At 71.3% G+C, this 16379-nt stretch carries 10 protein-coding genes; 2 read left to right on the forward strand and 8 right to left on the reverse strand.

Annotation, left to right across the window (positions count from 1 at the left end; translation table 11 throughout):
• Positions 1 to 49 precede the first annotated feature (49 nt).
• The 8 genes from ACFT55_RS11970 to ACFT55_RS12005 all read right to left on the reverse strand — a co-directional run bounded on the left by ACFT55_RS11970 (position 50) and on the right by ACFT55_RS12005 (position 15009).
• On the reverse strand, positions 50 to 3931 hold the full coding sequence (locus ACFT55_RS11970; RefSeq protein ID WP_380244056.1) for a DNA-directed RNA polymerase subunit beta': 3882 nt from the start codon (positions 3929 to 3931) through the stop codon (positions 50 to 52).
• A 56-nt stretch (positions 3932 to 3987) separates the two neighbouring features.
• Positions 3988 to 7500, reverse strand: coding sequence for a DNA-directed RNA polymerase subunit beta (gene rpoB / locus ACFT55_RS11975; RefSeq protein WP_380244057.1), 3513 nt, complete (start codon positions 7498 to 7500; stop codon positions 3988 to 3990).
• A 557-nt stretch (positions 7501 to 8057) separates the two neighbouring features.
• Positions 8058 to 8447, reverse strand: a complete 390-nt coding sequence (gene rplL, locus ACFT55_RS11980) for a 50S ribosomal protein L7/L12 (protein WP_380244058.1) — start codon at positions 8445 to 8447, stop codon at positions 8058 to 8060.
• 83 nt (positions 8448 to 8530) lie between these two features.
• On the reverse strand, positions 8531 to 9061 hold the full coding sequence (rplJ, locus tag ACFT55_RS11985) for a 50S ribosomal protein L10 (RefSeq protein ID WP_380244060.1): 531 nt from the start codon (positions 9059 to 9061) through the stop codon (positions 8531 to 8533).
• 270 nt (positions 9062 to 9331) lie between these two features.
• Positions 9332 to 11926, reverse strand: a complete 2595-nt coding sequence (locus tag ACFT55_RS11990) for a CHAT domain-containing protein (protein ID WP_380244061.1) — start codon at positions 11924 to 11926, stop codon at positions 9332 to 9334.
• Between the two features lie 61 nt (positions 11927 to 11987).
• Positions 11988 to 13865 (reverse strand): S8/S53 family peptidase, encoded by a 1878-nt coding sequence (locus tag ACFT55_RS11995; RefSeq protein ID WP_380244062.1) that lies wholly within the window; start codon positions 13863 to 13865, stop codon positions 11988 to 11990.
• A complete protein-coding gene (locus tag ACFT55_RS12000) occupies positions 13862 to 14377 on the reverse strand; it encodes a carboxypeptidase-like regulatory domain-containing protein (protein WP_380244063.1) in 516 nt (171 codons plus the stop codon). The genes ACFT55_RS11995 and ACFT55_RS12000 overlap by 4 nt, the downstream gene beginning before the upstream one ends.
• On the reverse strand, positions 14374 to 15009 hold the full coding sequence (locus ACFT55_RS12005) for an RNA polymerase sigma factor (RefSeq protein ID WP_380244064.1): 636 nt from the start codon (positions 15007 to 15009) through the stop codon (positions 14374 to 14376). Before ACFT55_RS12005 ends, ACFT55_RS12000 begins: the two co-directional genes overlap by 4 nt.
• A gap of 326 nt (positions 15010 to 15335) precedes the next feature.
• Between ACFT55_RS12005 and ACFT55_RS12010 the strand changes: the two genes are divergently transcribed.
• Both ACFT55_RS12010 and ACFT55_RS12015 read left to right on the forward strand, forming a co-directional pair.
• Positions 15336 to 15743: a DUF4383 domain-containing protein gene (locus tag ACFT55_RS12010; protein ID WP_380244065.1), complete on the forward strand. Its 408-nt coding sequence runs from the start codon at positions 15336 to 15338 to the stop codon at positions 15741 to 15743.
• A gap of 5 nt (positions 15744 to 15748) precedes the next feature.
• The gene (locus ACFT55_RS12015) at positions 15749 to 16333 is read left to right on the forward strand and encodes a hypothetical protein (RefSeq protein ID WP_380244066.1); all 585 of its coding nucleotides are present in this window, start codon (positions 15749 to 15751) and stop codon (positions 16331 to 16333) included.
• Positions 16334 to 16379 lie beyond the last annotated feature (46 nt).

Below are 16379 nucleotides of genomic sequence, written 5' to 3' on the forward strand. Positions count from 1 at the left end.
CGTGGGCCCTGCACCGCCTCGCGGCCTTCGCACTACTGCCCGGAGCGGATCAGCGGAAGTCCCCGAAGTCGAGGTCCTCCAGCGGGATCGCCTCGCCGGAGCCCATGCCGAGCGTCGGGAAGTCGATCTCGTCGTACCCGAAGCTCGGGTAGAGCTCGGCCTTCGCCTGCTCCGTCGGCTCGACCTCGATGTTCCGGTAGCGGGGCAGGCCCGTGCCGGCGGGGATGAGCTTACCGAGGATGACGTTCTCCTTGAGGCCCAGCAGCGGGTCACGACGACCGCTCATCGACGCCTCGGTGAGCACGCGGGTCGTCTCCTGGAAGGAGGCGGCCGACAGCCACGAGTCGGTGGCGAGCGACGCCTTCGTGATGCCCATGAGCTCCGGACGGCCGGAGGCCGGCTGGCCACCCTCCGCCACGGCACGACGGTTCGCGTCCTCGAAGCGGACGCGCTCCGCGAGCTCACCCGGCAGCAGGTGCGAGTCACCCGAGTCGAGCACGGTCACGCGACGCAGCATCTGCCGCACGATGACCTCGATGTGCTTGTCGTGGATGTCCACACCCTGCGAGCGGTAGGTCTCCTGGACCTCGTCCACCAGGTGCTTCTGGGTGGCACGCGGGCCGAGGATGCGGAGCACCTTCTTCGGGTCGACGGCACCCTGCACCAGCTGGGTGCCGACCTGGACCTCCTGGCCGTCCGTGATCAGCAGACGCGCACGCTTGGTCACCGGGTAGCGGATCTCCTCGCTGCCGTCGGCCGGCGTGAGGACCAGGTGGCGCGTGCGCTCCGTGTCCTCGATGGCCACGGTGCCCGTGTACTCCGCGATGGGCGCCTCACCCTTGGGGGTGCGGGCCTCGAAGAGCTCGGTGACACGCGGCAGACCCTGCGTGATGTCCTCGGCGGACGCCACACCACCGGTGTGGAAGGTACGCATCGTCAGCTGCGTGCCCGGCTCACCGATCGACTGGGCCGCGATGATGCCGACGGCCTCGCCGATGTCCACCAGCTTGCCGGTGGCCAGGGAGCGGCCGTAGCACTTCGCGCAGGTCCCGACGCGCGACTCGCAGGTCAGCACGGACCGGACCTTGACGCTCTCGATGCCGGCGGCGATGACCTTGTCGATCACCACGTCGCCCGCGTCGGAGCCCGCCTCGGCCACGACGTTGCCGTCGCCGTCCACGACGTCCGTCGCGAACGTGCGCGAGTAGATGCTCGTCTCGACGCGCGGGTGCGGCACCAGCACGTCACCGATGCGCTCGGCCACGGGCAGCGTGAGGCCACGCTCGGTGCCGCAGTCCTCCTCGCGGATGATGACGTCCTGCGACACGTCGACGAGACGACGGGTCAGGTAGCCGGAGTCCGCGGTACGCAGCGCCGTGTCGGCGAGGCCCTTGCGGGCACCGTGCGAGGCGATGAAGTACTCGAGGACGGACAGGCCCTCGCGGTAGTTGGACTTGATCGGGCGAGGGATGATCTCGCCCTTCGGGTTCGCCACGAGGCCGCGCATACCGGCGATCTGACGGACCTGCATCCAGTTACCACGGGCACCCGAGGACACCATGCGGTACAGCGTGTTCCGCGAGTTGCTCTCGAGGTTCTCCCGCATGACCGACGCGATCTTGTCGGTGGCCTGCGTCCAGATCTCGATGAGCTCCTGACGGCGCTCGTCGTCGGTGATCAGACCCTTGTCGAACTGGTCCTGCACCTTGAGCGCACGCTGCTCGTGCTCGTCGAGGATCGTGTCCTTGATCGCCGGCATCGCCACGTCGGAGATCGCGATCGTGACGCCCGAGCGCGTGGCCCACCGGTAGCCGGCGTCCTTGAGCGCGTCGAGCGACGTCGCGACGTCGACCTTGGGGTAGCGCTCCGCCAGGTCGTTGACGATCGTCGAGAGCTCCTTCTTGCCGACCACGCCGTTCTGGAACGGGTAGTCGATCGGGAGCGCCTCGTTGAAGATCGTGCGGCCCAGGGTGGTCTCGAACAGCAGCGGCTGCCCGGGCTCCCAGCCCTCGGGGGCCTCGAAGCCGCTGGTCGGCGGCACGAGGTCGGACATCCGCAGCTTGATCGTGGCGTTCAGGTCCAGCTGGCCACGGTCGAGGGCCATGATCGCCTCGGCCTGCGAGGAGAACACACGCCCCTCCCCCGTCGCGCCGGGGCGGTCCGAGGTGAGGTGGTGCAGACCGATGATCATGTCCTGCGAGGGCATGGTCACCGGACGGCCGTCCGACGGCTTGAGGATGTTGTTGCTCGAGAGCATGAGGATGCGGGCCTCGGCCTGCGCCTCCGCGCTCAGGGGCAGGTGGACCGCCATCTGGTCGCCGTCGAAGTCCGCGTTGAACGCGGCGCACACGAGCGGGTGCAGGTGGATGGCCTTGCCCTCGACGAGCTGCGGCTCGAAGGCCTGGATGCCGAGGCGGTGCAGGGTGGGGGCACGGTTCAGCAGCACCGGGTGCTCCTGGATGACCTCCTCCAGCACGTCCCAGACCTCGCCGCGGGTGCGCTCGACCATGCGCTTGGCGCTCTTGATGTTCTGCGCGTGGTTGAGCTCGACGAGCCGCTTCATGACGAAGGGCTTGAACAGCTCGAGCGCCATCTGCTTGGGCAGGCCGCACTGGTGCAGCTTGAGCTGCGGGCCGACCACGATGACCGAACGGCCCGAGTAGTCGACGCGCTTGCCGAGCAGGTTCTGGCGGAACCGGCCCTGCTTGCCCTTGAGCATGTCGGAGATCGACTTGAGCGGGCGGTTGCCCGGACCCGTGACCGGACGGCCGCGGCGGCCGTTGTCGAACAGCGAGTCCACGGCCTCCTGGAGCATCCGCTTCTCGTTGTTGACGATGATCTCCGGCGCACCCAGGTCGAGCAGGCGCTTGAGCCGGTTGTTGCGGTTGATCACGCGCCGGTACAGGTCGTTGAGGTCCGACGTCGCGAAGCGGCCACCGTCGAGCTGCACCATCGGGCGCAGGTCCGGCGGGATGACCGGGACGGCGTCGAGCACCATCGCCGTGGGCGAGTTGGTCGTCGTGAGGAACGCGTTGACGACCTTCAGGCGCTTGAGCGCGCGCGTCTTGCGCTGGCCCTTGCCGCTCCGGATGGTCTCGCGCAGCGACGCGGCCTCGGCGTCCAGGTCGAAGCTCTCCAGACGCTTCTGGATCGCCGCGGCACCCATCGAGCCCTCGAAGTACGTGCCGTACCGGTCGACGAGCTGGCGGTACAGCATCTCGTCACCCTCGAGGTCCGCGACCTTGAGGTTCTTGAACCGGTCCCAGACCTGCTCGAGGCGGTCGAGCTCCGCGTCGGCACGCTTGCGCAGCTGCGCCATCTCGCGCTCGGCAGAGTCGCGCACCTTGCGGCGCGCGTCGGCCTTGGCACCCTCGGCCTCGAGCTCGGCCAGGTCGGCCTCGAGCTTCTGCGCGCGGGCGTTGATGTCGTTGTCGCGGCGGTCCGAGATCTCCTTCTTCTCCAGGTCGATCTCGTTCTGGAGGTTGGGGAGGTCCTCGTGCCGGGCCTCGTCGTCGACCCACGTGACCATGTAGGCCGCGAAGTAGATGACCTTCTCCAGGTCCTTCGGGGCCAGGTCCAGCAGGTAGCCGAGGCGCGACGGCACACCCTTGAAGAACCAGATGTGCGTGACCGGGGCGGCGAGCTCGATGTGACCCATGCGCTCACGGCGCACCTTCGAGCGCGTCACCTCGACGCCGCAGCGCTCGCAGATGATGCCCTTGAAGCGCACGCGCTTGTACTTGCCGCAGTAGCACTCCCAGTCCCGGGTGGGGCCGAAGATCTTCTCGCAGAAGAGCCCGTCCTTCTCCGGCTTCAGGGTGCGGTAGTTGATGGTCTCGGGCTTCTTGACCTCACCGTGCGACCAGGCACGGATGTCGTCGGCCGTTGCCAGGCCGATACGCAGCTCGTCGAAGACGTTGACGTCGAGCAAGATGTCCTACTTCCTCAAAGCTTTTGAATGTCCGTGGAGTTCAGCTGGTCGCTGGATCAGATCTCGTCGACCGTGGCGGCCGAGTTGGGGCGTCGGGACAGATCGATGCCCAGCTCCTCCGCGGCGCGGTACACCTCGTCGTCGGACTCCTTCATCTCGATGGAGGTCCCGTCGCTCGAGAGCACCTCGACGTTCAGGCACAGCGACTGCATCTCCTTGAGGAGCACCTTGAAGGACTCCGGGATGCCCGAGTCGGGGATGTTCTCGCCCTTGACGATCGCCTCGTACACCTTCACGCGGCCGGGGACGTCGTCGGACTTGATGGTGAGCAGCTCCTGCAGCGTGTAGGCCGCGCCGTACGCCTCGAGGGCCCACACCTCCATCTCACCGAAGCGCTGGCCACCGAACTGCGCCTTACCACCCAGCGGCTGCTGCGTGATCATCGAGTACGGGCCGGTCGAGCGCGCGTGGATCTTGTCGTCGACCAGGTGGTGGAGCTTGAGGATGTACATGTAGCCCACCGACACCGGGTCCGGGAACGGCTCGCCGGAGCGGCCGTCGAAGAGCCGGGCCTTGCCGTCCGTGGCGACCATGCGCTCGCCGTCGCGGTTCGGCAGGGTCGTCGAGAGCAGGCCACGCAGGCCGGTCTCCTCGAGGCCGTCGAACACCGGCGTCGCCACCGGCGTCCTCGGCGCCGACTTCGCGGCGACCGCGGGCAGGCTCTCCTTCCAGGAGAGGTCGTCGCCCTCGGCCAGCTCGATGTCCCAGCCACGGCTGGCGACCCAGCCGAGGTGGGTCTCGAGGACCTGGCCGACGTTCATACGACCGGGCACGCCCAGCGGGTTGAGGATGACGTCGACCGGGGTCCCGTCGGGGAGGAACGGCATGTCCTCCTGCGGCAGGATCTTCGAGATGACGCCCTTGTTGCCGTGGCGGCCGGCCAGCTTGTCGCCGACGGTGATCTTGCGGCGCTGGGCGATGTAGACGCGCACCAGCTGGTTCACGCCGGCGGGCAGCTCGTCGCCGTCCTCGCGGTTGAACTCGCGCACGCCGATGACCGTGCCCTGCTCGCCGTGGGGCACCTTGAGCGACGTGTCGCGCACCTCGCGGGCCTTCTCGCCGAAGATGGCGCGCAGCAGGCGCTCCTCCGGGGTCAGCTCGGTCTCGCCCTTCGGGGTGACCTTGCCGACCAGCACGTCGCCGGCACCGACCTCGGCACCGATGCGGATGACACCGCGCTCGTCGAGGTCCGCCAGGACGTCCTCGGAGACGTTCGGGATGTCCCGCGTGATCTCCTCGGGCCCGAGCTTCGTGTCGCGGGCGTCGACCTCGTGCTCCTCGATGTGGATCGAGGAGAGGACGTCGTCCTCCACGAGGCGCTGCGACAGGATGATCGCGTCCTCGTAGTTGTGGCCCTCCCACGACATGAACGCCACGAGCAGGTTGCGGCCGAGCGCGAGGTCGCCCTCGTCGGTCGCCGGGCCGTCGGCCAGCACGGAGCCGACCTCGACACGCTGCCCCTCGTCCACGAGCACGCGCTGGTTGTAGCTGGTGCCCTGGTTCGAGCGGCGGAACTTCGCGGCACGGTACGAGCCCGTGGTGCCGTCGTCGTTCGCGACGAGCACCAGGTCGGCCGACACCTCGGTGACCACACCGGGCTTGGTCGCCACGATGACGTCGCCCGCGTCGATGGCCGCACGGCGCTCCATGCCGGTACCGACCAGCGGCGCCTCGGAGCGCACCAGCGGCACGGCCTGGCGCTGCATGTTGGCGCCCATGAGCGCGCGGTTCGCGTCGTCGTGCTCGAGGAACGGGATGAGCGCCGTCGCGACGGACACCATCTGGCGCGGCGAGACGTCCATGTAGTCGATCTCGGCCGGCGGGAGGTCGTCCGTCTCGCCACCCTTGGTGCGGACCAGCACGCGCTCGCGGAGGAACGTGCCGTCCTCGGTGAGCTCGGTGTTCGCCTGGGCGATGATGTGGCGGTCCTCGTCGTCGGCGGTCAGGTAGACGATCTCGTCCGTGACCTTGCCGTCGGTAACCTTGCGGTACGGCGTCTCGATGAAGCCGAACGGGTTGATGCGACCGAACGACGCGAGCGAGCCGATGAGGCCGATGTTCGGGCCCTCAGGGGTCTCGATCGGGCACATGCGGCCGTAGTGCGACGGGTGGACGTCACGGACCTCCATGCCGGCGCGGTCGCGGGACAGACCACCCGGGCCGAGGGCGTTGAGGCGACGCTTGTGCGTCAGGCCCGCGAGCGGGTTGTTCTGGTCCATGAACTGCGACAGCTGCGACGTGCCGAAGAACTCGCGGATCGACGCCACCACGGGGCGGATGTTGATCAGGGTCTGCGGCGTGATCGCCTCGACGTCCTGCGTCGTCATGCGCTCGCGGACCACGCGCTCCATGCGGGACAGGCCCGTGCGCACCTGGTTCTGGATGAGCTCGCCGACGGCGCGGATGCGACGGTTGCCGAAGTGGTCGATGTCGTCCGTCTCGACGCGGACCTCGGTCGGCTGGCCGTCCCGGGTACCGGGGATGGTCGCCAGGTCGGCGTGCAGCGCGGCGAGGTACTTGATCGTCGCGACGACGTCCGTCACGGACAGCGTCGAGTCGGCCAGCGGCGCGTCGACGCCGAGCTTCTTGCTGATCTTGTACCGGCCGACCTTCGCCAGGTCGTACCGCTTCGGGTTGAAGTAGAAGTTCTCGAGCAGCGCGCGGCCGGCCTCGACCGTGGGCGGCTCGCCCGGGCGGATCTTGCGGTACAGGTCGACGAGGGCCTCGTCCTGCGTGTGGACGTGGTCCTTCTCGAGGGTGTCGAGCACCGACGGGAAGTTCGCGAACTCCTCGCGGATCTCCGCCTCCGTGAGGCCGAGGGCCTTGAGGAGGACGGTGACGGGCTGCTTGCGCTTGCGGTCGACGCGCACGCCGACGGCGTCGCGCTTGTCGATCTCGAACTCGAGCCAGGCGCCGCGCGACGGGATGACCTTCGCCGAGAAGACGTCCTTGTCGCTCGTCTTGTCGGGCGTGCGCTCGAAGTAGACGCCCGGGGAACGGACCAGCTGCGAGACGACGACGCGCTCGGTGCCGTTGATGATGAACGTGCCGCGCGCCGTCATGAGCGGGAAGTCGCCCATGAACACCGTCTGGCTCTTGATCTCGCCGGTCGTGTAGTTGACGAACTCGGCCGTCACGAACAGCGGCGCGGCGAAGGTGAAGTCCTTCTCCTTGCACTCGTCCGCGGTGTACTTCGGCGGCTCGAACCGGTGGTTCGAGAAGGAGAGGGACATCGACTGGCCGAAGTCCTCGATCGGCGAGATCTCCTCGAAGATCTCCTCGAGGCCGGAGGTGGCCGGGACGTCGGACCGGCCGGCGGCGGTGGCCGCCTCGACCCGGGCCTGCCAGGCGGGGCTGCCGAGCAGCCAGTCGAAGCTCTCGGTCTGCAGCCCGAGGAGGTCAGGGACCTCGAGCGGCTCGTAGATCTTGGCGAAGGAGACGCGGCGGGAAGCGGTGCGGTTCGCGATGGCGTCGGCGGACGGAACAGAAGGGGTGCGCGAGGCAGCCAAGAGGGGTCCTTCCCTGCAGTTCGATGGCACGCTGTACGCTCAGCGAGGCTGCAGGCGCCGGACCGCGACGGGAGAACCGGCCTCCGGGGTCACGAAGACGTGATCACGAGGGGCGGGGCATCATCGGCGGGGAGGCGTCGGGGCACAAGCGAGCGCAAAGCGCTAGCGTAGCCAGAACTTCGTCGTTTGTCCACTCGCGCGGGCACACGAGCGGACGCCCTCGGTTCTGGGTCGTAGAGGACGTTGTCTCGGTGGCCGCCATATGCCGCCCAAGAAACGGTTGTCGGACCAGCCTAACCCGTGCTAGGGGGCGTGGCCAGGCCCGCGGACGCGACCCTGGTCACCACACAAGATCCCCACGTTCCCCGACGACGCCCGCCCGCGACGCACGCGATCGCGACGGCAGCTCCAGCTCAGGGCGGCAGTTCAAGCTGCCGCGCCGAACGGGAACTGCCGCCGCGAACACGTCTGACGGCGTCGCCCCGGGACGCAGCGAGGCCCGCACCCCGGACGGGGTGCGGGCCTCGCAGGAGCGATGCGCGGCTAGGCCGCAGCGATCACTTGAGGGTGACGGTGGCGCCGGCGCCCTCGAGGGCAGCCTTGGCCTTCTCGGCCGTCTCCTTGTTCGCGGCCTCCAGGACCGGCTTCGGGGCGCCGTCCACGAGGTCCTTGGCCTCCTTCAGGCCGAGGGACGTGAGCGCGCGCACCTCCTTGATGACCTGGATCTTCTTGTCGCCGGCGGCCTCGAGGATGACGTCGAACTCGTCCTTCTCCTCGGCGGCCTCGGCGCCGGCGCCGCCAGCGGCGGGGGCGGCAACGGCAGCGGCGACCGGAGCGGCGGCGGTGACGTCGAACTTCTCCTCGAAGGCCTTCACGAACTCGTTGAGCTCGATGAGGGTGAGCTCCTCGAAGGCGGACAGGAGCTCGTCGGTGCTGAGCTTCGCCATGATGGCGTTCCTTTCGGGTTGGTGCGTCCTGGGGCCTCGCCGGCCCCGCAGAAGCAGAGGGGGTTGATCTCGCCGTACCGCCGTCAGGCGGCAGCGGCCTCCGATTCCTGCTTCTGACGCAGGGCATCGATGACGCGAGCGGCCTGGGCCGGCTTCGCGGTGAAGGCGTAGGCAGCCTGGTAGAGCTTGGCCTTCATCGCGCCGACCGTCTTGGCCAGCAGGACCTCGCGGGACTCGAGGTCCGCGAGCTTGGTGATCTCTGCAGCGGTCAGCGGCTTCCCGTCGAGGACACCGCCCTTGATGACCAGTGCAGGGTTCGCCTTGGCGAAGTCACGCAGACCCTTGGCGGCCTCGACCGGGTCGCCGGTCACGAACGCGATCGCGGAAGGACCCTTGAGGTCCGCCTCGAAAGCGTCGATCCCGGCCTCCTTGGCCGCGATGGACGTCAGCGTGTTCTTCACCACGGCGTAGGTTGCGTTGCCGCTGAGCGACCGACGCAGCTCCTTGAGCTGCGCGACGGTGAGCCCGCGGTACTCGGTCAGCACGGCCGCGCTGGAGTCACGGAACTTGTCCGCGACCTCCGCGACAGCGGCTGCCTTGTCCGGCCTCGCCATGGCAATCCTTCCGGTGGTGGTGCCACCGGTACCCCGGAAAAAGAAAGAGCCCCGGCGCAGGTGCGCACGGGGCTCGGAGCTCACAGCGGACTGTGTGATCGTCGTCGTGTCACCTACGCAGGCCCCCGCTCTCACGGGACTTCGGTCTTCTGCTTCCTGGGCGAGCCCGGGCAGCGTCGGACGACCGGCGGTCTTGGGTTACCTGAGAACTCTACACGACGACGAGAGCGGTGCGGGACGCCGGCGGTGTGCGACCGGACACGTCGCCCGTCACAGGACGAGCGGGCCGAAGCACACCAGCGGCACCGGCTCGGGCTCGTCCGCGACGGCGCGGGCGAGCGCCGCTCCCGGCCTGAGCCCGTCACGCAGCCCTGCATGGAGGGACGGCATCACCCGCACCGCGACCTCGTCGCGCAGCGGGGCCACCGCCGCGATCACGGCATCGGCGCCGTGGCGCAGGATGACGCTCGCGAAGCCGAGGGCCTCCCCGCCCACGTCCGACGTCGACAGGCCGAGCTCGCAGGCCGAGAGGACCACGGTGGCGCCGGCGAGGTCCACCCCGTCGAGCTCGTGGGCGAAGAGGGGCCCGTCCGCGAGCCGGAGCGACGAGAACATCGCGTTGTCCTGCACGTGCGTCCCGTGCGCCGCCAGGTGCACCACCCGTGCCCGGCCGAACGCCTGCACCGCTCCCCCGACGGTGGCTGCGTCCCGGAGCAGCACCGACGCCGAGGGCCAGACCGACGCCACCGCCTCCGCCTCGCGGGCGCCGCCCTCGGTGTCCGGACCGGCGAGCACGACGACGCCGTCGCGCCCGTCCCCGGGGTGCCGTGCCGCCCGCAGCAGGTTCAGGCGGTCCCCGACCCAGGTGCGTCGGCCGATCCTCGAGGGCAGCGCCGACCACGGGAGGGTGAGCAGCTGTCCACGAGCCACCACGTGGAGGTCGTGCTCCGCACCGAGCGGCCCGACGAGCTGGTCGTCGAGCCGCGCGAGGCTCTGCGCCAGCGACCGACCGGCCGCGGTCCGCAGCGGCGGCGGGATGAGCGGGTTCGACACCACGGTGAGGTCGGCCCGCGCCCGACGCGCCTGCTCGAGCATCGCCGTCCGCGAACCCAGTCGGTGGAGGACGCAACCGCTGCGGTCCAGGCGCACGGCGAGGACCTCGTCGTCGAGGGTGCTGTACGAGACGACGACCTCCCCGCGGTCCTTCGGCGCGCCGCGCAGGGCGGCCCGGACCTCGCGGGCGGACACGGGCTCGGCCGGGCGCCGTTCGCCCTCGACCTGCCAGGACACCTCGCGAGCCTCGCCCTGCAGGCGGCGCGACTCGGTCAGGTGTCCGCGCTTGGCCCGGATGCCCTCCGGCGTCGCCGTCGGGCCGAGCGCGAGGGCAGCCTGGTGCTCGGCGCGTGCCCGCTCGAGCAGGTCGGCGAGCCGCGGGTCGTCGGGCGGGACGAGCCGCGCCGTCCCCGCCGCGGTCGCACGACCGCGTTCGAGCGCGTCGAAGACCGCCGCGGGGTCACCTGTCGAGAGGGCGGCACGGACGTCGACGAAGTTCAGCCGAAGGGCGTGCAGACCCGTCGCCGCGACGGCCTCGACCGACCCGAGGCCTCGGTGCGCCGCCAACGTGCGCTGGCCGTGCCGCACGGCTCGCACGCCGGCGCTCCGGTGTCCGCGGGCGAACGCCACCTGGGCCGTCATCGCGGACCGCTCGACCCGCAGGGACAGGGGCGCACTCTCGAGGTTGGCAGGCACGCGTGTCAGCAGCGCCCGCGCCTCGTCGAGGTCGCCGGCCATCACCGACCACTCCGCGGCCATGAGGAGCGCCGGGTACGAGACCGTCAGACGCCCGACGGTGCCCGCGGTCCGCCCCAGCTCGGCCAGCTCGACCGCTCGCGCCGCCCGGCGCCGGAGGGTGTCGCGTGCCACCGGACGGGGTGCGAACCGGTCGGCGCCGAGCTGTGCCTGCAGCTCGACCACCCGCGCCCGGGCCTGCCAGGCCTTGTTCCCCGCGCGGGCGAAACCGCGAGCCGCGGACCGTGCCGACTCACGGGCGCGGTCAAACCGGCGGAGGTCCATCAGACACCTCGCGAGCGCGAGCTCGACCTCGGCGAGCACGACCGCAGACCCACCCTCGAGCAGCTCGGACGCCTGCTCGAGTGCCGCGACGGCGTCCGACACGAGGCCCGCCTCCGCGAGCACGCGGGCCTTGTCGAGCAGCGTCACGGGCGCCGGCTGGTCGCCCAGGTCGGACGCCTCGGCCATCTCCCGGAGCGCCGCCGGCAGGTTGCCCCCCAGGAAGTCCGCGTAGCCCAGGTTGTGCCGCGCCGCAGCCTCGAGCACCGTGTTCCCGATGGCACGCGCGATGTCCGCGGCCGCGCGCAGGTCCCGCGCCGCCGCAGCGACCTCCCCGACCTCGAGGTGCAGTGCACCCCGGTTGACCAGGATGCTCCCCAGGTCGAACGACGGCTCGGCGGCCGGACCGGGCGCGACCAGGTCCAGCGCCGCCCGCGCCGCCGGGATGTCCCCCGAGCGCAGGAGGAGGAGACCGCGCTGCCCCCGGACCGCCACGACCTCGCCGTCCAGACCCTCGTCCACGCAGAACTTCTCGGTCTCACCGAGCAGGGCGAGCGCCGCGCCCATGTCTCCGGACGTCTCGTACGTCCCCCGCGCGATCCCCAGCCTGGCCCGCACTCTCAGCGACGCGCACGCCGCACGCTCGCTGTCGAGGAGCGCGCCGTCGCGCAGCACGCCGTCGAGATCGGCGACGAGCGCCCGGTACAGCTCGAGCGCGCGGACGAACCGCCCCACGTCCTCCGCCCCGTGGGCGTCGGCGTAACGCTGTCGAGCGCGCTCCAGTGCACCGGCCACCCGGTGAGGGTACGTCCTCCGGTTCCTCGGGCGGCAGGTGTACCGCCGGAGTCACCCCCCGCTACCGCGTACCGTCCCCTCCCTCGTCGGGCTCGAGGCCGGTGCTTCGCGAGATGACCTTCCACACCTGCGCGCACCGAGCGGGGTCCCCGTCGCCGCCTTCCGGGAACTGCGGCTCCTCGATGCCGACCTCCAGGCGGTACCGAGCAAGCTCACCGGCGAGGACCGGCGCCGCGAACGACGTACCGCTCCAGATCGCGAAGCCCCCCTCGAAGCCCTCCGGGTCGATCGTGGCCCGGAACCCCTCGGAGTACAGCTCCCGCATGAACCTCGACGGCGCGACCACGCCGTCCATGCTGACGGGAGCCGTGCTGACCAGCGCTGCACCGGGCCGCAGGCACGTGACCCAGTCGCCGTCGTTGCTGAAGAGCGCCGTGGTGCCGTCCGGGTTCCTCGCGCCGACCGCCACGACCGGCGGCTCCTTCTCCGACAGCGGCACGAGCGGCGTCGGGGGCTCCGTCCTGCGGTCCAGCCTCGGCGCGAACGCCGCGGGAAAGCTCTCCCGTACCTGGCCGTCGTTGCCGCTCGAGCAGACCACCGCGACACCCCAGCGGCGGAGCTCCTGCAGCACCGTCCCCAGCGGGAGGTCGAAGTCCTTGTCCTCGGGGCGTTCGTGGTAGTAGCCGAGCGAGAGCACCGCGACGTCGACCGGCGCGTAGCCCTCGACGCCCGCGAGCCCCAGCAGGTGCCACAGCAGCAGCCTGCGCAACGACCGGAGGAGGTCGCGCTCCGACACGACGCCCGACCCCGCGTAGACGCGCGGGGCGAGGATCACGGCATCAGGGCACTGCTGGTGGACCAGCCCGGCCATGAAGGTGCCGTGGCCGGCGACAGGGTCGAGGGGCCCGACGAGCGGGTCGATCGAGACCCCACCGATCTCCGGGTCCTGGTACTCGTGGTCCGGGCGCGGGCTGAGCCCCACGGGCCGGCCGACGATCTCGGGGTCCCGGATCACGACGTCCGGGCGCGCCCGGTCCTCGACGGTCCAGCTCACGCCGGCCGGACGCCGCGCCCCGGCGAGGCCGAACCACGGGTGCGGGCCGACGCCGGTGTCCATGAGCGCCACCACCGGCCGTCGCTGCCCGTCCGGGCCGGAGTACGGGGTGGGCCCGGCGGGAATCTCCCCCCGGGGCACCGCGCCGACCCACGCCACCGGCTGCCGTCCCCCCGAGCCGGCCGCGACGTACTCGGTCACCCCGCCCGCCGGATGGCCGACGGTGATGGGGTGGCCGACCGTGATCGGGTGGCCCACCGTGATCGGGTGGCCCACCGTGATCGGGTTCCCGGTGATGAACGGCTGGGTCGCGGTGAACGTCTGCGGCTGCCTCGACGGCCCGCCACCGATCCCGCCGGGGACGATGACATGGTCGAGGCCCAGGGAGACCTCCCCCGGCCCCTCTGCCGAGCGCGCCTCGACCTTCCCGGCGGGCCACGGCAGCGCGAAGCCGAGGGCGTCGTCGCTGGGTCGTTCGTCGTGCCGGTCCCACCCCTGGCGCACAGCGGTGAGCAGGTCCCACCCGTCGGGCAGACCGCCCTCGTCGAGCCGGACGAGCACCGCGGACGTCCCGAACACCCGGCGCAGGCGGCGACGGAGCGCGTCGTCGAACCCTCCGAGGTCGCACGCCTCACCGAGCAGGTCGAGGTCGTCGTAGGTCTCGGGCTCGATCTCCACGTTGACGCCGTGGCGCCACGCAGCGTGCCGCAGCCGCCGGAGCCAGCGCGGTGCCGGCCCGGAGCGCGGCGGCGCCTCGACGTCGAGCAGGAGACGGTCCCCCACGTACCAGGTGGGCTGGGGAGAGGGCTGTGCGCCCGACCGGCGCGCGTCCGTCGGGTCGAGGGCGCGGGTCCGCCACTGCAGTCGTTGGGGCGTGTCGGTCACAGCTCCACCACCGGCGTCGTCACGGACGTACCCTCCTCGAGTCGGATCAGCAGGCTTGCGGGGCCGCGGTCGACGGCGGTGAAGGCGAAGCGGCCGTCGTCGTCGGCGGTGGTGGTGCGTTCGTCGCCGGGCTGGCGCAGCTCCACGACGAGGGCGCCGGCGGGCGCCACCCAGCCGTCGAGACGCACGTGGGTGCCGTCGTCGTCGGTGGACAGCGCGATCATCACCGTGAGGCGCTCGTGCGTGAACGTGATCGTGCGCGCCTCCAGCGGCGGGGCGTCGCCGCGCACGGACCCGACGGGGGCCTCGATCTGCTGCAGCTCCATCACCTCGGCCTCCAGGCTCGCGAGCGTCATCGCGAACAGCGACCGCTCGACCAGCCCGTCGGGCAACGGGTCCAGGAGCTGCACGGTCCGACCGAGCCGGGACAGGGCCTCGACGTCGCGCGCGTCGATGGGTCCGTCCTCGCCCGGCACGGGCGCCCCCCACGCGTTCTCGTGCTTCCGGTTCATGTCCACGAGGCCTCTCCCTGTTCGGTGAGGACGGCGCGCAGCTTGGCCAGGCACCGTCCCCGAGTGGCACCGATGCTTCCCACCGGCATGCCGATCGATGCCGAGATCGCCTTGTAGTCCGGGCGGTCGGCGAGCGAGACGAGTCGCAAGAGCTCCTGGCAGCGCGCCGGGAGCGTACGCAGCGCCGACCACAACATCCGGTCGCGCTCGTCGGTCAGCACCTCGGCCTCCGGTCCCGGCCGGGAGTCCGGCAGGGCGGCAGAGCCTTCGGTGAGGTCGTCCGGCAGCTCGGTGCGCCGGCGCTGGTCGGTCCGCTCCTTGCGCACCGTCTCCCACGCACCGCGGCGGGCCGTCACGAGGAGCCACTTCAGCACGGCCTTCGGCTCCGCGATCGTCTCCGCGTGCCGCACCAGGGCCGCCCACGTGGACTGCACCACGTCGTCGGCCACGTCCCGGTCCACACCCTGGGCGCGCACCGTGTGCCACAGCAGCGGTGTCGCCTCGCGGACCAGGTCCGTCAGGGCGTCCGTACGCCCCGCGCGGTACTCGAGGATCGCCCGCGCGGCCCGGTCCCCCAGGCTCTCACCGGCGTCGGACTCCTCACCGACAGGTTCCTCCGTGGCTCGTGTCATGGCAGTTCGCACCTCGTGAGGGCTCGTCGAAAGGCCGGGACGACCGCGTCCCGGGGCCTCCGAGCCTACGGCGCGCAGCGAAACGGCAGAAGGATGACTTTGCATCGTGGGTGCCATCACCTCTCGCCGGGCGGCACCGTCCCGGCGCCGCGCTCTCGTCGTCACGGGGAGGGAGCAGCGCGCCGCACGCCTGATACACGCACCCGGTATCTGACCTCGGCAACTTCTCGACGACCTCTCGACGGCCGACCCATCCGGTCCGGCGTCCGCTCCGAACCCCCGGCGAGCGTGGGACGGACCCGCGCCCCGAGCAGAAGGAGCAGCCCATGTCCTCGTCCGCTAACCGCCTCCTCGCCGCAGTGTTCGGCACCGTCTACCTGCTGGTCGGCCTCGCTGGGTTCGTCGTCACGTCCGGCGTCGGCTTCATCGCCACGGACGGTGAGAAGCTGCTGTTCTTCGAGGTGAACCCGCTGCACAACATCGTCCACCTCGGCATCGGTGCCGCGCTGCTCCTCGCGTCGCGGTCGGTCGGCGCGGCCAAGGGCGTCAACGTGACCATCGGCGGGGTCTATCTCCTGGTCGGCGTCCTCGGCCTCTTCCTCGTCGGCACCGGCGCGAACATCATCGCGCTCAACGGCGCGGACAACGTGCTGCACCTCGCGAGCGCGCTCCTGCTGCTGGGCGTCGGGCTGGGCGCGGACCGTCGCGCCGAGACGGGGGTCGCGACCGCATGAGAGCCATGGCTCCCCCGGCCCGCATCCTCGTCGCGTTCACGCTCCTCGGCGCGGGCCTGGTGAACCTCGGGTCGGCGCGCGGCGCGCTCGCCCGCCCACAGGGCGTCTTCGCGCTGGTGCTCGGGGCGGTGGAGCTGGTGGCGGCGCTGCTCCTGCTGCGCGGTGTCACGCCGGGCCGCGCGGACCCGGCCGTGCTCGCCAGGGTCGGCGTCGGGCTCCTCATGGTGGCGAGCGTGCTCGGGCTGGCGCTCGCCGTCGCGCCCGGGGGCCATCTCGGGGCGGCCGCGGCCTCCGCCGCGGCGCTCCAGCTCGCAGGCGCGGCGACCGTGGGGGCGGCCACCCGCCCGCGGCCCGAGGCGGCGGTGGCTCCGGCGGCGCCCCCGGCGGCGGGGAGCGGCAGCGACGATGGCGGTGCCGGGCGCCGGCGCCCGGCGGGGTCCCTCGCTGTCCTCTTCGTCGGGGCGGTCCTCGTCTCGACCGCGACCACCGCGGGACTCACCGACACCGAGGCCGGCGCGGTCGCCGTCCCGCACAGCGAGCATCACCTTCCCGACCTGTCCGGGCTGCAAGGACACCACCACGGAGGGTGACCGTCCCCGGCATCACCGGCTCCGGGGACGACGACGGCCCGGCACC

This window comes from Isoptericola sp. NPDC057191 (assembly GCF_042670225.1).
Lineage (GTDB): Bacteria > Actinomycetota > Actinomycetes > Actinomycetales > Cellulomonadaceae > Isoptericola.